This is a genomic window from Arthrobacter sp. 10N43 (assembly GCF_056394525.1).
On record NZ_JBFTIA010000002.1, the window covers coordinates 227284 to 249406 of the forward strand.

At 66.6% G+C, this 22123-nt stretch carries 15 protein-coding genes; 7 read left to right on the plus strand and 8 right to left on the minus strand.

Annotated features, from left to right (window positions below):
- Nucleotides 1–73 precede the first annotated feature (73 nt).
- The gene (locus AC1DDO_RS03695) at nt 74–493 is read left to right on the plus strand and encodes a DUF4870 domain-containing protein (RefSeq protein WP_018773108.1); all 420 of its coding nucleotides are present in this window, start codon (nt 74–76) and stop codon (nt 491–493) included.
- 119 nt (nt 494–612) lie between these two features.
- Here AC1DDO_RS03695 and hemW read toward each other — a convergent pair whose 3' ends face one another.
- Both hemW and lepA read right to left on the minus strand, forming a co-directional pair.
- Nucleotides 613–1851 carry a radical SAM family heme chaperone HemW gene (hemW, locus tag AC1DDO_RS03700; protein ID WP_476971450.1) on the minus strand — a complete coding sequence of 413 codons (1239 nt, stop codon included), beginning with the start codon at nt 1849–1851 and terminating at the stop codon, nt 613–615.
- 45 nt (nt 1852–1896) lie between these two features.
- Entirely contained in the window at nt 1897–3750 is a 1854-nt protein-coding gene (lepA, locus tag AC1DDO_RS03705; RefSeq protein ID WP_476867573.1) for a translation elongation factor 4, read from the minus strand.
- A 198-nt stretch (nt 3751–3948) separates the two neighbouring features.
- On the opposite strand from lepA, the gene AC1DDO_RS03710 reads away from it, so the two are divergent.
- The gene (locus AC1DDO_RS03710; protein WP_476867572.1) at nt 3949–4554 is read left to right on the plus strand and encodes a type II toxin-antitoxin system PemK/MazF family toxin; all 606 of its coding nucleotides are present in this window, start codon (nt 3949–3951) and stop codon (nt 4552–4554) included.
- 194 nt (nt 4555–4748) lie between these two features.
- Nucleotides 4749–5009 carry a 30S ribosomal protein S20 gene (rpsT, locus tag AC1DDO_RS03715; RefSeq protein ID WP_090581023.1) on the plus strand — a complete coding sequence of 87 codons (261 nt, stop codon included), beginning with the start codon at nt 4749–4751 and terminating at the stop codon, nt 5007–5009.
- Between the two features lie 189 nt (nt 5010–5198).
- Here the strand turns inward: rpsT and holA are convergent, their stop codons facing one another.
- The 3 genes from holA to AC1DDO_RS03730 all read right to left on the minus strand — a co-directional run bounded on the left by holA (nt 5199) and on the right by AC1DDO_RS03730 (nt 9002).
- Nucleotides 5199–6215: a DNA polymerase III subunit delta gene (holA, locus tag AC1DDO_RS03720; RefSeq protein ID WP_441408992.1), complete on the minus strand. Its 1017-nt coding sequence runs from the start codon at nt 6213–6215 to the stop codon at nt 5199–5201.
- On the minus strand, nt 6149–7939 hold the full coding sequence (locus tag AC1DDO_RS03725; RefSeq protein WP_476971451.1) for a ComEC/Rec2 family competence protein: 1791 nt from the start codon (nt 7937–7939) through the stop codon (nt 6149–6151). Before AC1DDO_RS03725 ends, holA begins: the two co-directional genes overlap by 67 nt.
- Before the next feature lie 415 nt (nt 7940–8354).
- Entirely contained in the window at nt 8355–9002 is a 648-nt protein-coding gene (locus AC1DDO_RS03730; protein ID WP_476971452.1) for a ComEA family DNA-binding protein, read from the minus strand.
- A gap of 905 nt (nt 9003–9907) precedes the next feature.
- Here AC1DDO_RS03730 and AC1DDO_RS03735 point away from each other — a divergent pair.
- Entirely contained in the window at nt 9908–10477 is a 570-nt protein-coding gene (locus AC1DDO_RS03735; protein WP_476867569.1) for a hypothetical protein, read from the plus strand.
- On the opposite strand, the gene AC1DDO_RS03740 is transcribed toward AC1DDO_RS03735, so the two are convergent.
- From AC1DDO_RS03740 to leuS, 3 genes are all read right to left on the minus strand, one after another.
- Nucleotides 10461–10646, minus strand: coding sequence for a hypothetical protein (locus tag AC1DDO_RS03740; protein WP_441408996.1), 186 nt, complete (start codon nt 10644–10646; stop codon nt 10461–10463). The genes AC1DDO_RS03735 and AC1DDO_RS03740 overlap by 17 nt on opposite strands.
- Before the next feature lie 105 nt (nt 10647–10751).
- Complete coding sequence (locus AC1DDO_RS03745) at nt 10752–11789, minus strand: DegV family protein (RefSeq protein ID WP_476867568.1); 1038 nt, start codon at nt 11787–11789, stop codon at nt 10752–10754.
- Between the two features lie 146 nt (nt 11790–11935).
- The gene (leuS, locus tag AC1DDO_RS03750; RefSeq protein WP_476867567.1) at nt 11936–14467 is read right to left on the minus strand and encodes a leucine--tRNA ligase; all 2532 of its coding nucleotides are present in this window, start codon (nt 14465–14467) and stop codon (nt 11936–11938) included.
- Between the two features lie 875 nt (nt 14468–15342).
- On the opposite strand from leuS, the gene AC1DDO_RS03755 reads away from it, so the two are divergent.
- From AC1DDO_RS03755 to AC1DDO_RS03765, 3 genes are read left to right on the plus strand one after another with little or no spacing between them, the layout of a single operon-like run.
- Nucleotides 15343–18492: an efflux RND transporter permease subunit gene (locus tag AC1DDO_RS03755; RefSeq protein WP_476971453.1), complete on the plus strand. Its 3150-nt coding sequence runs from the start codon at nt 15343–15345 to the stop codon at nt 18490–18492.
- Complete coding sequence (locus AC1DDO_RS03760) at nt 18489–18947, plus strand: hypothetical protein (protein WP_476867565.1); 459 nt, start codon at nt 18489–18491, stop codon at nt 18945–18947. The genes AC1DDO_RS03755 and AC1DDO_RS03760 overlap by 4 nt, the downstream gene beginning before the upstream one ends.
- A gap of 1 nt (nt 18948) precedes the next feature.
- Nucleotides 18949–22092: an efflux RND transporter permease subunit gene (locus tag AC1DDO_RS03765; protein ID WP_441409001.1), complete on the plus strand. Its 3144-nt coding sequence runs from the start codon at nt 18949–18951 to the stop codon at nt 22090–22092.
- The last annotated feature ends 31 nt before the right edge of the window (nt 22093–22123 follow it).

Sequence of the window (22123 nt, forward strand, 5' to 3'; positions counted from 1 at the left end):
TCCCAGCGCGGCTCCGGCTATTCCAGGCACAACCCAGGCAGCAACGCATCACCGCAATCCGAAGGGCTTCACCGTGGCAGATAACGCACGCGAACACACGGGCAACCAGGCCGGCCATGGCCAGCCCCCGTACCATGGCGTTCCGGCAAATGCGCTGCCGTTGACGGCCAGCGAGGACCGCCAGTGGGCCACGCTCGCGCATTTCGGCGGCATCCTGGGCTGCGTGCCGTCGCTGCTGATCTACCTCATCTTCAAAGACCGCGGCCCGTTCACGGCGCAGGAATCCAAGGAAGCGCTGAACTTCACGCTGCCGCCGACGATCGCCGCGGTGCTCGCCAATCTGCTGGTCTTCATTCCCGTGGTGGGCAATCTCTTTGCCGTGCTCGCCACAGTGATCTGGATCGCCGTGACCTGCTTCTCGGTGGCCGCCGGCATCCACGTCAACCGCGGCCAGCCGCACCGCTACGAGTTCAACCTGCGCTGGATTAAGTAGCCCGGCCTTTCCGAACAAAAACCTCACACAAAAGAGCCGGCCGCTGCCCCTCAGGGCGTAGCGGCCGGCTCCTTTGTGTCCGGGCAATTCGGCCCGGCAGTTTCAGTTCAGCGGGCTATTCAGTCCGGCAGGATCCTGCGGACCACGGCGTCAGCCAGCAGGCGGCCCTTGAGGGTGAGAACGAGCCGGCCCTTGAAAGCGGCTGCGGGGTCCACGAGGCCGTCGGCGATCAGCCCCGCGACGGCGTGACGTCCGGTGTCCCCCAGGCCGCCGAGGCTGGGGATGTCGAGTCCGGAGTTCAGCCGGGCCTCCAGCATGACGCGTTCCACGTTGCGGGTTTCGGTGTCCAGCGTTTCGCGTCCGGCGGCGGGTGAGGCCCCTGTGCCGAGGCGGTTGGCGTAGGCGGTGGGGTGCTTGACGTTCCACCACCGCACTCCCCCGACGTGCGAGTGCGCCCCTGGTCCGATGCCCCACCAGTCGTCGCCGCGCCAGTAGGCCAGGTTGTGCCGGCAGGCCTGCTCGGGGGTGCGGGCCCAGTTGCTGACCTCGTACCAGGCGAGTCCGGCCGCGGAAATCAGTTCGTCGGCGAGTTCGTATTTCGCGGCGTGATCGTCGTCGTCGATTTGCGGCACTTCGCCGCGGCGGATCTGGGCCGCGAGCTTGGTACCGTCCTCAACGATCAGCGCGTAGGCGCTGATGTGGTCCGGCGCGTAAGAGAGGGCGGTCTCGAGCGAGTAGCGCCAGTCCTCCAGCGACTCCCCGGGAGTGCCGTAGATGAGGTCGAGGCTGACCGCGAGGCCCGCATCCCGTGCCCACTGCACCACCTCGGGCACGCGGCTGGGCGTGTGGGTGCGGTCCAGGACCTTCAGCACGTGCGGCACGGCCGACTGCATGCCGAAGGACACCCGGGTGAACCCGGCGTCGGCCAGCAGCTGCAGGGATTCGGGGGTGACGGAATCGGGATTCGCTTCGGTGGTCACTTCGGCGCCGGGCTGCAGGCCCCAGGCGTCGATGGCAGCGGAAAGGATGCGGGCCAGGTCCCCGGCCGGGAGCAGCGTGGGCGTGCCGCCGCCAAAGAACACCGTGCTGAGGGGGCGGTCCGGCAGTGCGGATTCCTTCAGGACGCGGGCAGCGAATTCCACCTCGGCGATCGCGGTGGCGGCGTAGGCGTCCTGGGACGCCCCGCCGCCCAGCTCGGTGGCGGTGTAGGTGTTGAAGTCGCAGTACCCGCAGCGGACCGCGCAGAAGGGGATGTGCACGTACAGCCCGAAGGCGCGCTGGTCGGCGCCCTGGCGCGCCTGGGCGGGCAGGAGCCCGTCCGGCGGCGCAGGGTCGCCGAGGGGAAGAACGCTAGGCATGGGCCCGGCCTGCCGGCACTGCAGCAACTGTCATGACGAGCACCGTTACTTCTTGGCCTTGTCCTTGGACTCGTCCGTGGTGAGGGCTGCGATGAAGGCTTCCTGCGGGACCTCGACCCGGCCCACCATCTTCATGCGCTTCTTGCCTTCCTTCTGCTTTTCCAGCAGCTTGCGCTTCCGGGTGATGTCACCGCCGTAGCACTTGGCGAGGACGTCCTTGCGGATGGCACGGATGCTTTCGCGGGCGATGATCCTGGAGCCGATGGCAGCCTGGATGGGCACCTCGAACTGCTGGCGCGGGATGAGTTCGCGCAGCTTGCCGGTCATCATCACACCGTAGGCGTAGGCCTTGTCACGGTGGGTGATGGCGGAGAAGGCATCGACCTGTTCGCCCTGGAGCATGATGTCGACCTTGACCAGGTCGGCCACCTGCTCGCCGTCGGCCTTCCAGTCCAGCGATCCGTAGCCGCGTGTCTTGGACTTGAGGATGTCGAAGAAATCGAAGACGATTTCGGCCAGCGGCAGGCGGTACCGGATTTCCACCCGGTCCTCGGAGAGGTAGTCCATGCCGCCCATGACGCCACGGCGGCTCTGGCACAGCTCCATAATGGCGCCGACAAACTCGTTCGGCGCAAGGATCGTGGCGGACACCATCGGCTCGCGGACCTCGGCGATCTTGCCGGTGGGGTATTCGCTGGGGTTCGTGACGTGAACGATCTTCTTGTCCTCCAGCGTCACTTCGTATTCGACGTTGGGGGCGGTGGAAATCAGGTCCAGGTTGTATTCGCGTTCAAGCCGCTCGCGGGTGATTTCCAGGTGCAGCAGGCCCAGGAATCCCACCCGGAAGCCGAAGCCCAGAGCCGCGGACGTTTCGGGCTCGTAGACCAGCGCGGCGTCGTTGAGCATCAGTTTCTCCAGCGCATCGCGGAGCACCGGGTAATCCGTGCCATCCAGCGGGTACAGGCCGGAGAAGACCATCGGCTTGGCATCCGCATAGCCCGGGAGCGATTCGGTGGCCGGCTTGGCAAGGTTGGTGACGGTGTCGCCCACCTTGGACAGGCGGACGTCCTTCACTCCGGTGATGAGGTAGCCGACCTCGCCGACGCCGAGGCCCTTGGAGGGCGTGGGCTCCGGGGAGCTCACGCCGATCTCGAGGAGTTCGTGGGTGGCGCGGGTGGACATCATCTGGATGCGTTCGCGCGGGTGCAACATGCCGTCCACTACGCGGACGTACGTGACCACACCGCGGTAGGTGTCGTAGACCGAGTCGAAGATCATGGCGCGGGCCGGGGCGTTGGGGTCTCCCACGGGGGCAGGCAGGTCGCGGACGATCTTGTCCAGCAGGACCTCGACGCCCATGCCGGTCTTGCCGGAGACGCGGAGGACGTCTTCGGGGTCGCCGCCGATCAGGCTGGCGAGTTCCGCCGCGTACTTTTCGGGCTGGGCTGCCGGGAGGTCGATCTTGTTCAGGACCGGGATGATCGTGAGGTTGTTTTCCATCGCCAGGTAGAGGTTGGCGAGGGTCTGGGCCTCGATGCCCTGGGCTGCGTCCACCAGCAGGATCGCACCTTCGCAAGCTGCGAGCGAGCGGGAGACCTCGTAGGTGAAGTCCACGTGGCCGGGGGTGTCGATCATGTTCAGCGCGTAGCTGGTGCCCTCGAGTTCCCAGGGCATGCGGACGGCCTGGGACTTGATGGTGATGCCGCGTTCGCGCTCAATGTCCATGCGGTCCAGGTACTGGGCCTTCATGTCACGGGACTGGACGACGCCGGTGAACTGAAGCATCCGGTCCGCCAGTGTGGATTTACCGTGGTCAATGTGCGCAATAATACAGAAGTTCCGGATGATGGCCGGATCTGTTGCGGCGGGCACCGGGGCGGTGCGGGCCATGGGAGACACGCAGGGTCCTTACTGTTGGCATTACTGTCGGCTGGTCCACGGATCGGCGCGAATGCTGGTGGTGCCATCCCGCGACGTGGGGCATTTCTCGTTCCTATAGTCTCCCACGTCCGGACCCGTGGCAGTGCATTCCTGCTTCCGGCCGCGGAGGCGCCCCTTCCCCGTTCTCCGCGCAGGCGTTGCCGGTATGGTTTTTCCATGGCTTGGAACTTGCGCTCGATCGGCAACGCGCTCCGCGACACTCTGCGCTTCCTGGACAAACTCGGCGGCTCCGCACCGGCGCGGACCCGCGGGCCGGCTGCAAAACCGGCCAGGAAACCAGCGGCGAAGCCACGCCCGGGCACGGCCCGGCCCGGCTCAGCGACGCACGCCACAGGCGGCGGCCCGGCAGCCGGACTGACCGGGACGTATCCCGGCGACTTCCAGGGCCGGGCGGCCGTCCGCTACGCTCCCGCGCCGAACGGCCTCCCCGAGCCCGGCGAAATCGTGTGGACCTGGGTGCCCTATGAAGAGGACTATTCCCGGGGCAAGGACCGTCCGGTTCTGCTCGTGGGCACCAGCGGCCGGTATCTGCTGGGCCTGATGCTGACCAGCAAGGACCACGACGGCGACTCCCGCCGGATGGATGACTACGTGGACATCGGTACCGGTACCTGGGACCGCCAGGGGCGCCCCAGCGAAGCGAAGCTGGACCGCGTGCTGCAGATCAATGCCAAGGACATCCGGCGTGAAGGGGCGATTTTGGACGCGCGGCGCTTCAAGGTTGTCGCGTCGGCCCTGCGGGAGCGCCACGGCTGGACCTGATCCGCTGGGCCGGCCGCGGGTCGCCCCCGTAATCGTCCCTGGAGCATCATCTCTGCTATTATTTACAGCTGTGTGTCCGTGCAGGTCGACGGCCACAGATGGTTGGTCGCCATAGGTATCCCCACGCCGCTCAGTCAATGGCCAATCTGAAAGCCCTCTAGACCATTTTCCGCATTGAAAAAGAGAGTTCACACGTGGCTAATATCAAGTCCCAGAAGAAGCGCATCCTGACCAACGAAAAGGCTCGCCTGCGCAACAACGCAGTCAAGTCCGAGCTGAAGACGGCCATCCGCGCCGTCAACACCGCCGTTGAGTCCACCGACAAGGATGCTGCCGCTGCCGCACTGGTTGCCGCCGGCCGCAAGCTGGACAAGGCTGTCAGCAAGGGTGTTCTGCACAAGAACAACGCTGCAAACCGCAAGTCCGCGATCTCCAAGAAGGTCAACGCACTCTAAGGTTTCCAGTTCACTTGAACTGATGATTGTGGCCGGCACCCCCTGGGTGCCGGCCACATCCAATTAAGCCGCAGGTCGCATCCTCATCCGAACACGCCGCAGCGGGCCACAGCCGTTCTCTAACCGCAGGCGCCGCATGGGCCCTCCCCGGTATGCCCGCAAGCACTGCCGGTGGTCGGCACCCGTGAGTCAGGAGCTCCGGACCGACGTGGCAATCACGGTCACGGCATGTTCCACGGCGTAGACAGGATCCCGGGACAGGCCCTTGACCTGGGCGTCCGCCTCGGCGGTGACCTGGATGGAGCGCACCAGCCCCTCGGGCGTCCAGCGCCGGACCTCCCGCTGGGCCTGTTCGACGAGCCAGGGCTGCATTCCCAGCTGCTTGGCTATCTGCGAGGACGAGCCCTGCGCGCCGGCCACCTTGGCCAGGGAACGCAGCTTGGACGCCAGGGCCGCCACGATCGGCACCGGGTCAGCCCCGGTGGCAAGGGCGTGGCGAAGTGTGGAGAGGGCCAGCGGGCCGTTGCCGGCCATCGCGGCGTCGGCGACCTTGAAGGCCGTTGCCTCGACCCGGCCGCCGTAGTACTTGTCCACCATTGCGACGTCCACGCCGGTWGTTGCGTCAGCGATCAACTGGCTGCAGGCGGCGGCGAGTTCCGCAAGCTGGGCGCCGACCGCGTTGACGAGGGCGTGCACGGCGTCGGGGTCGATACGCCGGGATGCCGCCTTGAACTCTGAAGTGACGAAAGCGATCTTCTCGGCGTCCTTTTTCAGCGGCTGGCAGTCGACGACGGGCCAGCCGGCGGCCTTGATGGCGTCCAGCAGCTTTTTACCGCGGACTCCCCCGCCATGGCGGAGCACCAGCACGGCGTCCGGTTCCGGTTCCGCCACATACTTCAGGGCGTCGGCGAGGAAGGCATCGTTCATCGCCTCGACGCCCTCGACCTCGATAAGTTTCCGTTCGCCGAACAGTGACGGGCTGACGTTCATGGCCAGCGACCCCGCCGCGTAGCTGCCGGCATTAAGCTGGGTCACTTCGACGTCGGGCGACACCGCGCGGACCTGCGCGCGGATACGGTCCATCGCACGGGCGCCCAGGTAGTCCTCCGGACCGCCCACCAGGACAACGGCTGCCGGCGTCACGTCCCGCCAGGTGGCGGTGTTTGACGCCGAGGTCCTGGGCCGTTGGGTCTGGGCAGCAGCCACTCGTGATTCCTCCCGGAAGTTGGTTTGCGGACTCTAAGCGTCCCACGCCCGGACCGGTGCTCCAAGCCGCGTCTTGAGGCGTGCCGGACGGCTGGCGGCCTGGCCGCATGCGACCGGCGTTCAAGGACGGCAACAACCCCTGTGTGTGCCGCCAGGACGGCCCGAACAGCCGCACCCGGGTGCAGGGCCAGCCACGTCGCTGCCAGCGCTGTCGCCGAAAGGATGCCCATGGTGGCGGCGCCGAAGGCCCCTTCGGGCCAGGGCAGCGCGGCGCCCGGGAGTGCGGCGAAGAAGCGGGCTATCCCCGCCACCGCGCCGGCGAAGAGGGCAGCTGGGGCCATCAACAGCCCCGCTGCGGCCGGGACTGCAGGCAGGAGCACCACCGCCGCCGTGCCAAGAAGCGTCACTGGCGGCACGAGGGCCGCAGCGGCCACGTTAGCCGGCAAGGAGTACGCGCCGAACTGCGGTTGCAACAAGACGATCGCCGGCCCGCAGAAGAGCTGGGCGGCCAGGGGTACGGCAACGCCTGCCGCCACCCAGCGCGGCACCCAGGGCGGCACCCAGTCCAGGACCTGGCGTCCCGTGACCACGATTCCCAGCGTGGCCAGGACCGAGAGCAGGAATCCGAAGCTTGTGGCGAGGACCGGCTGCGCCAACAGAAGCCCGATGACGGCAACGCACAGCAGGCTGAGTCCCCGTCCCGCCCGGCCAAGGGCCACAGAGACAAGGCCGATGATGCCCATGATCGAGGCCCGCAGAACGCTTGGATCCGGTCCCACCATGAGGACGAAAAGAGCAAGCCCCACGAGACTGGCCGCGGCGGCTGCCGGCCGAGAAAGACGCAGCGTGCGCGCAGTGAGCAGCAGGGCTCCAAGGATCAGGCTGCAGTTCGCGCCGCTGACGGCGGTCAGGTGCGTCATCCCGACCGTCTTCATTGCGGATTCCAGTTCCGCGTCCAGGGCGCTGGTATCGCCGGTGACCATCCCGGGCAGCAGCCCGCTGGCGTCGCCACCGAACCGTGTCGATGCGGCGGTGAAGGCATGGCGCAGTTCGCCGGGCCCCTGCTGCCACGGCGGGGGTTCCCGCAACACCGCCGGAGCGGACGAAGCTGAAAGGATCCCCGCATCCGGCTCGCCTGGCTCGGCCTCCCGCAGCTTGCCTGTGGCGCGTAGGCGCTGTCCCGGCGTGGCTTGCTCCCACGCCGTTCCACCCATGACGACGAGCCGGGCGTCGCCGGCGACCCTGTGGCCGCCGTAGGTCATCACCTTCAACGTTACGGGGACGGCCCAGCGGTCCGCCGCGCCGCCGGCGCCGGGAATCCTGAGCCGCCGCGGGGCCCCGGCAATCTCAAGCTCGGCGACCACGGCCGCGCGGGCGGCCACTGCCTCCGCAATTGCGCCGTCATGTCGCCGTGCCGCGTCTACCGCTGCGTGCGAACCCGCCGCGACGGAGAGCAGCAGCGCCACGGCCAGGGTGGCACGAAGGCTGCGTGGGGCAGCCGGTCGGGGACGGCGGCCCCGTCCGGCCCCGTCAGTCCCGAACCCAATCCAGCCGAACCTAATCCAGCCAAATCCGGCCCAGTCAAACCCACCGCCGGCCCGCCCGGGCCGGACCAGCAGGATCCCCGCGGCCGCCGCCAGGGTCGCGCAGAGAGTGACCAGCCCGGCCGAGGGCAGCCAGTTTCCGGCAACGGCGGTCCCCCAGACGAGCAGGGCCGGCAACACCAACCGAAGGTCCGTCCGCCGTCTGCGTTCCGCCCGGCGCCGACGCAGGGCCGTGCCGCGCGCCGGCCCGGACAGGAGGCGGGCGGTGCTGTGTCCCTCAATAAGCCCGCTGAGGCTCACAGAGAACGGTAGCCGCTGCGTACGGTGGCCCGGCGGCGAAGCACTTCCTCGTCGCGCCCCGCGGTTTTCCGGCGCAGGCTCGTCGGCTCCGCGACCCGGGCCGGCGTAATCCGTGCGTCCGGAATCCGGCGCCGGGGAAAGGACCGCTGCGTCGACATACCGCTGCCAGCGGCTCCTCCGGCCCGCTTCAGGACCGTCCGCTCGGGTTTGTCCCATGCCTCGCTGTGCCATGTCGGCGCCGCGCGGGGCCATGTCAGCGGCTTGCGGGTTCATCCCACTGGCTTGCGGGGCCATCTCAGATACCCACCAACGGAAGCAGGGCCGCCAGCAGCTTCGGACCGATCCCGTCAACAGCGTCGAGCTCCTGAACAGACGTGAACCGCCCGTGCTGCTGGCGCCAGTCCACGATGCGCTGCGCCAAAACCGGACCGACGCGCGGGAGTGTCCCTAGCTCCTCGACGCCGGCGGTGTTCAGGTTCACCTTTCCGCCGCCACCGCCGGACCTTGTGCCTCCCGTGGCGGAACCCGCCACAGGCCCGCGACCGCCTGTGGGCGCCTCGGCTTGGTCGGGTTCCCCGCGGACCGGCACCTGGACTTTCTGCCCGTCCTCCAGCACGGCTGCGAGGTTGAGCCGGTCCGGATCCCCGATCTCCGTGGCCCCGCCAGCCGCAGCAATCGCTTCGTGCAGCCGGCTGCCCGACGGCAACTGCACCACGCCCGGCCGGGCGACGGCGCCGGCGACATGCACCGTGATGCTTCCGGGTGCAGGGCTGGCCTCTTTTCCCGCCGCCGCGTCTCCCGGTGGCGCGAGGGTAGCCTCCGCCGTCGGGGCGGACGCCTTTTCTGCGGCAGGGGCGTCCTCGCTGAGCGCGACCACCTGGGCACCGCCAGTGCCGGCCTGCCACCAGAAGCAGGCGCCCAGCACCGCGGAAAGGATGCCCACCAGCGCCGCCGCACGCACTCCAGTCCGCGCCCGCAACCGTGCCGATACCGGCCGCCTTTCTGACAGCCGGTTCCCCGGCAGCGCCCCCGGATGGGTTCCGGCATCGCGCGCGCTGCCGCTGGCAGCACCGGCAGAAGGGGCGGACCGGACGGGCAGGCCGGACCCCGACACTTCCAACAGCCCAGAGGCGGGCCCCGCCGCCCCGGCGTCTTCACTATCCATTTTTCCATAATCTGCTGCACCCCCGAGCGTCACCGCCAGGCGTTCCCGGGCAACTCGAATTCCCGTGGCAGACTCAGCTTCGGGGCTCCGGCGTGACATGGAATCGACACTAGGCAACCCGCGGCCACACTGGCATCAGGGATCAGGCGTATGTGGAAACACCTGCGTAGTACCAGTATTCCGATGGCATCGGGCAAGTATTCCCTACGGTGGTGCCCACCCGGACCCGGTGGTAACGTCTGCATCCTCAATCGAGAAGACTTTTGCCGGCTGGGGGCAACCCTGATCGTCTGGATGTGTCAGCCAGGCGTCGAAAGCTGGTGTGCGATGGAAAGGTTGTTTTGGCCGGCAGCGGTCGTGGCCCTTAGCGGCGCCATGCTGCCAGCCCCGCCCGCAGTGGCAGACACAATTCAGGCCACCTCAACCCAGGTGGTCAACTTCTCACTCGACAGCAGTTTCTGTCCCCAGCACGGCCTCTACGGCATAGCGCATGTGACCGTTGACGGCACGGCAGGCATGAAGGCCGACCAGAACTTCATCTGGACCACCCAGACGGCCGCCACCTCTATTCACTCGGTTCCGCCGCAGGGCGCCGTCGCCAATGTCACCGTGGTCTACCACTGCAACGTCCAGGTGCTGTGGTGGGTGGAGCCAGGTGCAGCCCGGAAGGTGAGCGCCTCGCTGTGGGTCAACGGTTCGGGCCAGCAACCGAGCTACACCATCGGACCGAATCGGCCAGCCCCTACCCCGACGGCCGCGCCGGAACCAACGACCATTCCGGTTCCCTTGCCGGCCCCAGAACCAACGACCATTCCGGCTCCCGCACCAACAACCATCCGGGCCCCGGCGCCAACGACCATCCCGGCTCCGGCACCAACGGCTATTCAGGCTCCCGCCCCTGCGCCAACGACCATCCCGGCTCCCGCACCAACGACCATCCCGGCTCCCGCACCAACAACCGTCCAGACTCCGGCGCCAACGACCATTCCGGCTCCCGCGCCAACAACGGTCCCGGCGCCGGCACCAACGACCGTTCCGGCTCCCGCACCAACAACCGTCCCGGCGCCGGCACCAACGACCGTTCCGGCTCCCACGCCAACGACCGCTCCAGAGCCGGGACCGACGCCTGCACCAACGTCAGCACCGACGTCTGCATCGGCCTCAGCGCCAACGACCCCGCTGGTTCCAGGACTTACGATCGCACCTACGCCGTGAGGCGAAGCGCCCAGCCGCCGCTTACTTCTGGTAGGTAATGTAGGCCTCGTACTGCACCCGCCATTTGTCCGCAGCCTTTGGATCAGGCACGGTGGTGGTGAGGAACTGGACACTTGTCACCTGGCCCTTGAGGTATTTGAGCCACTTCGTCACCTCTTCGGAAACGTCGCGGTCGAACTGGACTACGTGGTGCACCTGCATCGCCATGGCGGCCTCCGGTACGTTGGGCTTGGTGCAGTGACTGTACCCCCAACGCCCCCTCGCGGCCAGAGCCCGGAAAACCCAGAACCCAGAGCCCAGAGTCCCCAACCCTCAGCCCGGACGGGTCTCATCCAGGCTCGAGCCGTCCAAACGTGAGCTTGCGGAAATGGCGCTGCCGGGCGTACTGCCCTCCCCCACAATCACCGCCAGCACACCCAGCCCGGCGTGGGCAGCCAGGACGGCCGGAAGGGCACTGATCTGGGCCGGAGGACAGGCGGGCAACGCTACCGCCAGGCGCCGGGCGAGCTCTTGGGCTTCGGACTCATTGCCGAAATGGTGCACTGCCAGCCTCGCCTGCCCGGCAGGACGCGTGGAGGCATCGGCGGCAACGATTTCCTCGAGCCGCGCGATCGCCTTCGCCGCGGACCGGACTTTTTCCAGCGGGATGATCCGGCCGTCGCCGACCGCCAGGATGGGCTTGATGGAGAACATCGTCCCCAAGAGCGAGGCCGCAGCCCCCACCCGGCCGCCCCGGCGCAACTGCTCCAGGCTCGGAACATAGAAGTAGACTTTGGTGCGATCCAGCCGGTCCTGTGCAAAGGCCAACACGTCGGCCGCGTTCCTGCCGTCGGCCGCCGCGACGACGGCGCCCTGCACGCCCATCCCCTGGGCCATGCCAACCGTCCGGGAGTCGAGGACCTCTACTGGAATGCCGACCCGTTGGGCTGCAAGGCGGGCGGCGTCGGCAGTCCCGGAAAGCTCGGCGGAAATATGGATCGAGACCACAGACTGGAAGCCACGTTCGCCGGCCTCCCGGTACGCGTGCTCAAACTGACCCGGTGAAGGGCGGGAGGTCTTGACGGGCTTGCCGCTGGCCAGGGCAACGGCAATCGTCTCCGTGATGTCGTCTTCGCCCTCGCCGTAGATTTCGGCGCCGACCATGACGGGCATCGGAACCACCGTGAGCCTGCCGTCAGCGGCGAAAGCACGGATCCAGTCGGCGGGCAGCGCGGCGGCAGAGTCAGTAACCACGGCGACCTGCACGACGGCGGCCGGAGCCGATTCGGGGACGGCGCCGCCCCGGCCCTGCCGAAGGCGTATCAGCCGCTCGCGCAGCCATGGCCAGCCTGACGGCTCGCGGTCTGGCACGAGGGACCTCCTGCTGCTCTGGGGACGCATGGACTTTCTCCGGCCAGGGCAATCCGTGCCAGCCACCTTAGTGACGCGGGCCGCCGGCTACAGCCGGCGGCCCCTGTCAGTGCAGTGTCAGGCCAGTGTCAGGCCATCCCTCCCGGCTAGGCCGGGACGATGTTGACCAGTTTAGGCGCCCGCACGATCACCGTGCGGAGGGCGCGGCCGTCGAGGGCCCGCTGAACGTTTTCCGAGGCCAGCGCCAGTTCGCGCAGGTCTGCCTCGGAGATGTCCGGGGAAACATCCAGGCGGTCCCGCACCTTGCCCTGGACCTGGACGACGGCGGTGACCGTGTCCTCCACGAGCAAAGCGTCGTCGTGCGTGGGCCAGCCGGCGTTTGCGACCGACGCCGGGTGTCCCAGGACATTCCACAGGTCCTCGGCGGTGTACGGCGCGAACAGGCTCAGGATGACCGCAACGGCTTCCACGGCTTCACGGACCGCAGGGTCCGCGCCGCCGGCCCCCGTGGCTGCGTCAATGGTTTTGCGGGTCGCGTTGACCAGTTCCATCAGCTTTGCCACCACCACGTTGAACTTGTTGTGGTCAAGCAGGGTCTGCGCGTCGGCGATCGTGCGGTGGGTGATGGTGCGCAGGGCACGGTCACCGGTGGAGAAGTCGACGCCGGGCGCGCTCGTTACGTCCTGGCCGAGCCGCCAGGCACGGGCCAGGAACTTCGCGGAGCCCGACGGCGATACGTCCGCCCAGTCGACGTCGTCCTCCGGCGGGGAGGCGAAGATCATGGTCAGGCGCACGGCGTCCACGCCGAACTTGTCCAGCTGCTCGCCAAGGTCGACGCCGTTGCCCAGGGACTTGCTCATAGCCTTGCCGCCGTTGAGCACTTGGCCCTGGTTCAGCAGCGCCCGGAACGGCTCGTCAGCATCGATCATGCCGAGGTCGTGGATGACCTTGGTGAAGAACCGCGCGTACAGCAGGTGCAGGATGGCGTGCTCGACGCCGCCGACGTACTGGCCCACCGGCATCCAGTCGTTGATCTTGGCCGGATCAAACGGGCCTTCGGTGTACTGCGGGGACACGAAGCGCAGGAAGTACCAGGACGAGTCAACGAAGGTGTCCATGGTGTCCGTGTCGCGCTTGGCCGGGCCGTGGCAGGAGGGGCACTCCACGTTGACCCACTCCTCGACGGCGGCCAGCGGGGACGTGCCCTTCGGGGACAGGTCTTCGCCGCGCAGGTCTGCCGGCAGGGTCACAGGCAGCTGATCGTCCGGGACCGGGACTTCGCCGCAGGCCGGGCAGTGGATGATGGGAATCGGGGTGCCCCAGAACCGCTGTCGGCTGAGCAGCCAGTCACGCAGGCGGAAGTTCACGAACTTCTCGCCTGTGCCCAGCTCGCGCAGGATCTCGATGGCGGCCGGGATGGCCTCGGCCTTGGGCAGCCCGTCGAGGCCGCCGGAGTTGATCAGCGTCCCCTCGCCGGAGGTCGCGATGCCTGTGGTTGCGGGATCTTCCTCGCCGGTGTCCAGCACAGCCCGGACGGGCAGGTCAAAGGTCCGGGCGAAGTCGAGGTCGCGCTGGTCATGGGCCGGCACAGCCATGATGGCGCCGGTGCCGTAGTCGGCCAGGACGTAGTCGGCGGCCCAGACGGGCAGCTTCTCGCCGTTGAGCGGGTTGGTCGCGTAGCGCCCGGTGAAGACGCCGGTCTTCTCGCGCTCGGTGGACTGGCGCTCGATCTCCGACAGTGCCTTGACCTGTTCGCGGTAGGCGTCCAGGGCGGCGGCGTGCTCGTCGGTGACCAGTTCGACGGCGAGAGGCGCGTCGGCGGCGACGACGAAGAACGTGGCGCCGTAGAGGGTGTCGGGGCGGGTCGTGAAGACGGTGACGTCCTTGGCGGCCTTGCCGCCGTCGGCCTCGATCACGAAGTTGACGTGGGCGCCCTCGGAGCGGCCGATCCAGTTCTTTTGCATGGCGAGGACGCGCTCGGGCCAGTGCCCGCGCAGTTCGTCCATGTCATCGAGCAGTCGGTCCGCGTAGTCGGTGATCTTGAAGTACCACTGGTTCAAGGACTTCTTGGTGACGGGGGTGCCACACCGCTCGCAGGCGCCATTGACTACCTGCTCGTTGGCCAGCACGGTCTGGTCCTTGGGGCACCAGTTGACCGGCGAATTCTTGCGGTAGGCCAGTCCGCGCTCGTAGAACCGCGTGAACAGCCACTGGGTCCAGCGGTAGTACTCCGGGTCGGAGGTGTGCAGCCGGCGGGACCAGTCCGCCGAGATGGCGTAGCGCTTGAACGACGCCGCCTGGGTGTCAATGTTGGCGTACGTCCACTCGCTGGGGTGCGCGTTGCGCTTGATCGCGGCGTTCTCCGCCGGGAGTCCGAAGGAGTCCCAGCCGATCGGGTGCAGCACGTCGTAGCCCTGCTGGCGCAGGTAGCGGGCCACGACGTCGCCCATCGCGAACGCCTCGGCGTGGCCCATGTGAAGGTCACCGGACGGATACGGGAACATGTCCAGCACGTAGCGGCGTTCCTTGGAACCGTCGTCGAGCGGCGTGAAGACCTTCAGGTCTTCCCAGACCTGCGGCCATTTGGCTTCCATCGCCGCGAAGCTGTAGGCACCTTCCTCGGGCCCCTCCGCCGCGGCTGCTGGCGATCCGGTCTGTGTTTCCGGCTGAACGCTCACTGCTGGCCTCTTCTGTTCTATGCGGCCTGTTATCCCAAGCCTGTCTACCTTCAGGCCTGCCTGCCGCCAGGCCTGTTCACCTTCAAGTCTGCACTGTCGCGGCCGGCTGCCCGGCCCTGACTCCATGCTGTCTGTACGTCGCACTCATGCTGTAACAACCTGCTTTGCGGTTCGGAATATACCCCGGACACACAAAAGCCCCTCGACATGGAGGGGCCGCCGCTCGGCAATCCGAGTCTCTTCGGGATCGAGGTCTCGTCGGGATGCCGGGCGGCTAGCTAAGAAGAAGCACTGCGCGCATAGGACCACTTTAGCCCCTTGGGCTGGCTCGTGCGGAACCGCGGGCCCGGCGCCGCCCGGGAGCCACCACGGAACCGGCCTCCCGGCACCCTTCTCAGACAACTGTGCCCAAAATTGTTACAAATGACATACCTATGGATTAGCAGTACTTACTGCCAGTCTCAGAATGTCGTGGGCGCGTAGTCAAAACGGAAATTCAAGTATCCATCCGCGGAAAAGCAAGTAATTAATTCACCGGCACTTGGGTGAATTAATGCAGGGCGGCGACCAGTTCCAAGAAGTTCTCTCCAGAAGCGCATTATGCGACCCAAAGCTGGGAGAAACCCGTGAAAACACGCGGCGGTGACCCATAATTTTCAACCTTGCCAAACGATTCCGATGGGGACACTATTCGATAAAGGTCAGCAATTGGGATCTCTTGGGGGGATTCGCAAATGGTCTCGGGTTGAGGAGCCTGTCATGTATCACTTGCGCAATTCTTCCGTGCAACCGCCGGACACCCCCGCTGGCCGCCGTCGTGCCGCCAGCGCCCGGAAACAGGTCTAGCCATGTTCGGATGGATTACCCGTTTCAGTATGCAGTTCCGCATCCTGGTTCTCGCCATGGCCGCCGGCCTCATTACCTTCGGGGTAGTGAACGTTCCAAACGTCGCCATCGACAGCATGCCGGAGTTTGCCCCCGCGCACGTCGAGATCCAGACCGAGGCCTTGGGCCTCTCCGCTGCCGAAGTCGAGCAGCTCATCACCGCACCGATGGAAGCCGACCTGTTAAATGGGGTGGCGTGGCTCGATGAAATCCGGTCAAAGTCCGTTCCGGGCCTGTCTTCAATCGAATTGGTATTCGAGCCCGGTACCGATCTTCTGCGCGCGCGCCAGCTCGTCGCAGAACGCATGACCCAGGCCCACGCACTGCCGAACGTCTCGGCACCGCCCTTGATCATGCAGCCGATGTCTTCGACCAGCCGTGTCCTCATGGTCCGGATGAACTCCCAGCAGCTTTCCGGGATCGAAATGTCGGTCCTGGCCCGGTGGAAGATCAAGCCGCGGCTGATCGGCATTCCGGGGGTCGCCAACGTTTCCATTTGGGGACAGCGCGAACAGCAGCTCCAGGTCGAGGTGACCCCGACGCAGCTCCGGGACAAGGGCATCACCCTCGAACAGGTCATCAAGACCACGGGCAACGCCGTCTGGGTGTCTCCGCTGAGCTTCCTTGAGGCGTCAACCCCCGGCACGGGCGGATTCGTCGAGTCGCCGAGCCAACGTCTGGGCATCCAGCACGTCTTGCCGATCCGAACGCCGGCGGACCTGTCCAAGGTCAGCGTCGAGGACGCCCCATCCCCCATGCTCCTCGGTGACATTGCCCAGGTGAAAGAGGATCACCAACCGCTGATCGGCGACGCCGTCGTCGGCCAGGACGCAGGCCTGCTGCTGGTCGTGGAGAAGTTCCCCGGAACCAGCACGATGCAGGTCACCAAGGACATCGAAGCCGCCCTGAACGACCTGCAGCCCGGGCTTTCCGGAATCCAGATGGACACGTCCGTTTTCCGGCCCGCCTCGTTCCTGCAAGATACGGTGGACGGACTGGGCGTGGCGCTGCTGGTCAGCCTCCTGATCGCCGTCCTGCTCTTCTGGCTCCTCTTCCGTTCCTGGCGCGTAGCCGTGATCGCCCTCGTGGCCATCACCACAACCGTCATGGCCGCGGGAGTGGTTCTCTATTTGTTTGACTCCACACTGAACATCTCGGTTCTCGCCGGCATCATTCTGGGCGTCTCCGTGATTGTGGGAGACATCGTGGAGGATGTCCAGGCCCAGCGGCGCCGTACACTGCGGACCACCGCAACCGAGACTGAAGCCACGATCAGGTTCCGGATGGTCCAACTGGTCCGCGGCGTCCGCACGCCGCTGTTCCACGGTTCCCTCGTCATGGTCCTTGCGCTGGTTCCGACGCTGTTCGTCACAGGGGTCGGCGGTGCGTTCTTCCAGCCCCTGTTCTGGTCGATGGCGCTGGCGCTGGCCGTGTCCATGGTGGTGGGTTTGTCCCTGACGCCGGTCCTTGCGTATCTCCTGCTTCCCGGCGAGAGCGCCCCGCGGGCCGAATCGTCCGCAGTTCTCCGGGCGCGGTCGTACTACGACCGGGCCCTCGAGGGCGCACGTTCCCGCACCGCGCTCGGCGTCGTCGCAGTCGCCGTCGTCGGCTTGCTGGGACTCGCAGCCGCATCACAACTGATCGGAAACCGGGCGGTCGTTCCGACGATCCCGGACCGAACGCTTCTGGTGCAGTGGGACTCGATGGCCGGCACGTCCAACGATGAGGTCCGACGCGTGGCGTCTAAGGCGTCCGACGAGCTGCGGACCCTGCCAGGAGTCTCGGGAGTCGGCGGGCACATCGGCCGCGCCATCTCCTCTGACCAGGTGGTCGGGAACAGCTCTGCCGAACTCTGGGTATCCATCACACCGGATGCCAACTTCAGCGAAACGGAGCAGGCAGTCCGTGACGTCGTCCAGGGCTACCCGGGCATCGCCCACAACGTGGTGAACTACTCCCAGCAAAAGATCGGCCAACAGCGCAGCACCATGGATCCGGGCTTCGCCGTCCGCGTCTTCGGGACCGATATGCCGGTCCTCCGCGAGAAGGCCGAAGAGGTCCGCAAGGCCATCGAAAAGGTCGACGGCGTGAAGAACCCGACGATCAACGCCAGCGCCATGACGCCAGTGGTCGAAGTGGAGGTCAACCTCGAGCTGGCGCAAAAGTTCGGCATCAAACCTGGCGACGCCCGCCGCGCCGCTGCGGCACTGATGCAAGGCATTGTCGTTGGCAACCTCTTCGAACAGCAGAAGGTCTTCGAAGTCGTGGTCCGCGGCGCGGTTGATGTCAGGGATGACCTGACCAGCATCCGTGAGCTCCTGCTCGACACTCCAAGCGGTGGCCAGGTCCAGCTGGGCCAGATCGCCGATGTCCGGCTCGTTCCCAATGAGGTGGTGATCATGCACGATGACACCTCGCGCCGGATCGATGTCGTGGCCGATGTCAGCGGACGGCCGCTGGCCGATATCCAGCGCGATATCACCGCGGCGATCGGGCAGATCCAGTTCCCGCTGGAATACCACGCCGAAATCCCCACGAAGTACAGTGAACAACTGGCCGGGGACGCCCTGGTTCTCTGGATCGGCGCGGCCGCCCTCGTAGCGATCCTGCTCCTTCTCCAGACAGCCGTGCGGAGCTGGCGGTTGGCGCTTGCCGTCTTCCTTTCCCTGCCGGCCGCGCTGGCCGGAGCTGCAATAGCGGCGTGGTTCGCAGGGGGCGCCGTCACCGTGCTGGCGCTCACGGCGTTTGCCGCTGTGCTGGCCGTCGCTGCCCGCAACGCGGCGCTGCTCTCGGCCCGGACGGATGACCTGTGGCGGGCAGCCCCGCACGAACCCCGCGACACTGTCCTCATGCAGGCAGCGCGGGACCGGGTGTCGCCCATCCTGAGGGCCGCCCTGACCACGGTGGCGATCCTGATCCCGCCGGGGCTCTTCGGCGGCGCCGTGGGGGCGGCTCTCCTGGGCCCGATGGCCCTGATCATCATCTGCGGACTCATCACAACAACTCTCATCGGGATCTTCGTGCTCCCCCTGCTCGCACTCTGGTTCGGGCCCCGGTCCGCCCCTGAAGAGTGGGCAGAAGTCTACGAGGCCGAGCATCCCGTCCAGCCCGTTACGCAGGAAAAGGTGGAAGCAAAATGACCAGCCAACAGCCCCTGCGGCGCCTGCCCCTGGCGGCCGCTGTATGCGCAGCAATTCTGTTCGCGGTGCCGGCGTGCGCCCAGACGACGGCGGCGCCCCCCGCCGCCGTCGCGGCCAACGAACCCGCCAAGGTGGAAAAGAACGCCGCGACGGGCATCGCAAAACTGACCCTGACCGAAAAGGGGATCGAGCGCCTCGACCTGCAAACCGAGACCGTCAAGGCCGGTACGGGGAAGGACGTCCTCGTGCCTTACGCAGCCCTGCTCTATGACGCCAGCGGAAAGACCTGGGTTTACACCAACCCGGCCCCGCGGGTCTACCAGCGGGAGCCTGTCACGGTGGCCAAGGTGGAGTCCGGGGTGGTTACCGCATCGACCGGCCCCGCGGTGGGCACCGTGATCGTGACTGTCGGCGCGGCGGAACTCTTCGGCGCTGAATTCGATACGGCACATTGACATGCGCCGGATTGTCGCTGCAAGTCTGAGGTTCCGGTCGATCATCATTGCGATGGCGGCCGCCCTCATGATCGTGGGCGGCGCGCAACTGAGCAGTGCTTCGGTGGATGTTTTCCCGGAGTTTGCACCGCCCCGTGTCGAGGTCCAGACGGCATGTCTGGGACTCACCGCCTCCGAAGTTGAGGAACTGGTGACGGTTCCGATGGAGGAGGCCTTCAACGGCATCGACGGGCTTGACCAGATGCGGTCGAAGTCGGTGTCGCAGTTGTCCGCCATCGTGATGGAATTCAAACCCGGAACCGATCTGCTCACCGCCAGGCAGCTGGTGTCGGAGCGGATGGCAACGGTCATTCCGACACTGCCTACCTGGGCTGCGCCTCCGCTGATGCTCCAGCCGTTGTCCTCCACCAGCCGTGTCATGAAGATCGGGCTGTCCTCCGACTCCCGTTCCCTGATCGAGATGTCCATGATTTCCTACTGGAATATCAGGGCGCATCTCTTGCGGGTGCCGGGCGTCGCCAATGTGGCCATCTGGGGTGAACGGCTCCAGATGCTGCAGGTCCAGGTTGATCCCGCCAAGCTGGCAGCAAACAAGGTGACGCTGGAGAACGTCATGAATTCCACGTCCGATGCCTTGGATGCCGGCCTGCTCAAGTACTCCCCCGGCGCCCTGATCGGCACCGGAGGGGCGCTGGAAACGCCCAGCCAGAGCCTGGGCATCAGGCACGTGCAACCCATCACTTCTCCGGCGGACCTTGCCCAGGTGCCACTGGAGGAGCGCGAGGGGCTGACTCCCCTGAAGCTCGCTGACGTGGCAACCGTCGTGGAAGACCACCAGCAGTTGATCGGTGACGCGGTCATCAACGGCGGCCCCGGCCTCATGCTGATTGTCGAGAAGCTGCCGTGGGGCAACACGCTCGAAGTCACGCGCGGGGTTGAGGAGGCGCTCAGGGAACTGCAGCCCGGCCTGACCGGGATCGAGGTCGACACAACGCTGTTCCGGCCTGCCTCATTCATCGAGGAGTCCCTCGGCAACCTGAGCCTGGCCCTCCTGCTGGGCTGTTTCCTGGTGGTCCTGGTGCTCAGCGTGTTCCTGTTCCAGTGGAGGACGGCGCTGGTCAGTGTCATGGCCATCCCGTTGTCCCTGGTTGCCGCGGCCCTGGTGCTGTACTGGACCGGGGGAACGATCAACACCATGGTGCTCGCCGGGCTGGTGATCGCCGTCGGGGTCGTTGTGGATGACGCCATCATCGACGTCGAGAACATCGTCCGGCGGCTGCGGCACCACCGGGCCAGCGGCGGGACTGAGAGCACCGCCCGGGTGGTGGTCAATGCCTCCCTGGAGGTCCGCGGCCCCATCGTCTACGCCACTTTGATCATCGTCGCCGCCACGGTGCCGATCTTCTTCCTGGACGGACTCACGGGCGCGTTCTTCCGGCCCCTGGCGATCTCCTACACCCTCGCCGTGATGGCGTCCATGCTGGTGGCCCTCACCGTCACACCCGCCATGGCGTACATCTTCCTGCGCAACGCCAAACTGGAGGACCGGGATCCGCCGGTGGTCCGGGTTCTCAAACGCTGGTACGGCAAGGCCCTGCGGCCCATCGTGAGGAGGCCGCTCCCCGGCTACCTCGCCGTTGCGGCGCTCGGCGTCGCCGGAATCGTGGCGGCCCCGCTCCTGGGCCAGTCGCTGCTGCCCTCATTCAAGGAACGCGACTTCCTCATGCACTGGGTCACCCAACCCGGCACCTCGAATGCCGAGGAAGTGCGCGTCAGCCAGCTGGCCTGCAAGGAGCTGATGACCATCCCGGGCGTCAACAACTGCGGGTCCCATATCGGCCAGGCGTTTGCCGCCGATGAGGTGGTGGGCGTGAACTTCGGTGAGAACTGGATCAGCGTCGACCCCTCGGTCGACTACGACAAGACCCTGGCATCCATCCAGCAGGTCGTGGACGGCTACCCCGGCATCCACCGGGACGTCCAGACCTACCTCAAGGAACGGGTCCGTGAAGTGCTCACCGGCACCGGCTACTCGATTGTCGTGCGTGTGTACGGCGATGACCTGAACACGCTGAAGAAACAGGCGGACCAGGTCAAGACCGTCCTTGCCGGGATCGAGGGGGCAATCGGGGCCAAAGTTGCCCTGCAGGTCAACGTCCCCCAGGTGGACGTCGAGGTGGACCTGGACGCCGCCAACAGGTACGGGCTCAAGCCCGGTGACGTCCGCCGGGCCGCCGCCACCCTGGTTTCCGGCGAAGAGGTCGGCGACGTGTACCGCGACGGCAAGGCCTACGACGTCCAGGTCTGGAGTCCTCCCGAGATCCGGACCAGCGTCACGAGCATCCAGAACCTTCCCCTGGACACCCCCAGCGGACAGACGATCCGGGTGGCCGATGTCGCCAAGATCTCGGTCAAGCCCACTCCCAACGTCATTGAGCGTTCGGAAGGCTCCCGCCGTCTGGATGTCAGCGCCAACGTCAAGGAAGGCGATCTCGCAAAAGTCGTCGAGAAACTCGAGTCCGAGCTCAAATCCGTGGAGTTCCCCACGGGCTACAGCGCGGACATCCTGGGCGAGTACGCAGAGCGGCAGGCCGCCTCACAACGGCTTCTGCTCTTCGCGATCGGCGCCGTGATCGTGGTGTATCTCCTGCTCCAGGCGGCCTTCCGCAGCTGGCGGCTGGCCACCCTTGCCATACTGACGTTGCCGGTTGCCCTGGTGGGCGGGGTGATCGCCGCTCACATGAGCGGCGGAATCCTGTCCCTCGGCTCGCTAGTGGGGTTCCTGACCGTGATGGGGATCGCCGCCCGCAACGGCATCCTGCTCATCAACCACTGCCAGCATCTGGAGCAGTTCGAGGGCGTGCCGTTTGGCCGGGGCCTGGTGCTGCGCGGCGCGGCCGAACGCCTGTCACCAATCCTGATGACCACCCTCGCCACCGCACTCGCGCTGGTACCGCTGGTGGTCCTGGGCACCCGGCCCGGCCATGAGATCGAGCATCCCATGGCCGTGGTGATCCTCGGTGGGCTGGTGACCTCGACACTGGTCAACCTGTTCATCGTTCCATCCCTCTACCTCCGGTTCGCCAAGAAGGGTCCGGCGCGTGAACGCGGGCCCCGAGAGCCGGAAGCCGTACCAGCCGCCTAGAAACCACAACAACAATTGAGAGGCCAGTCAG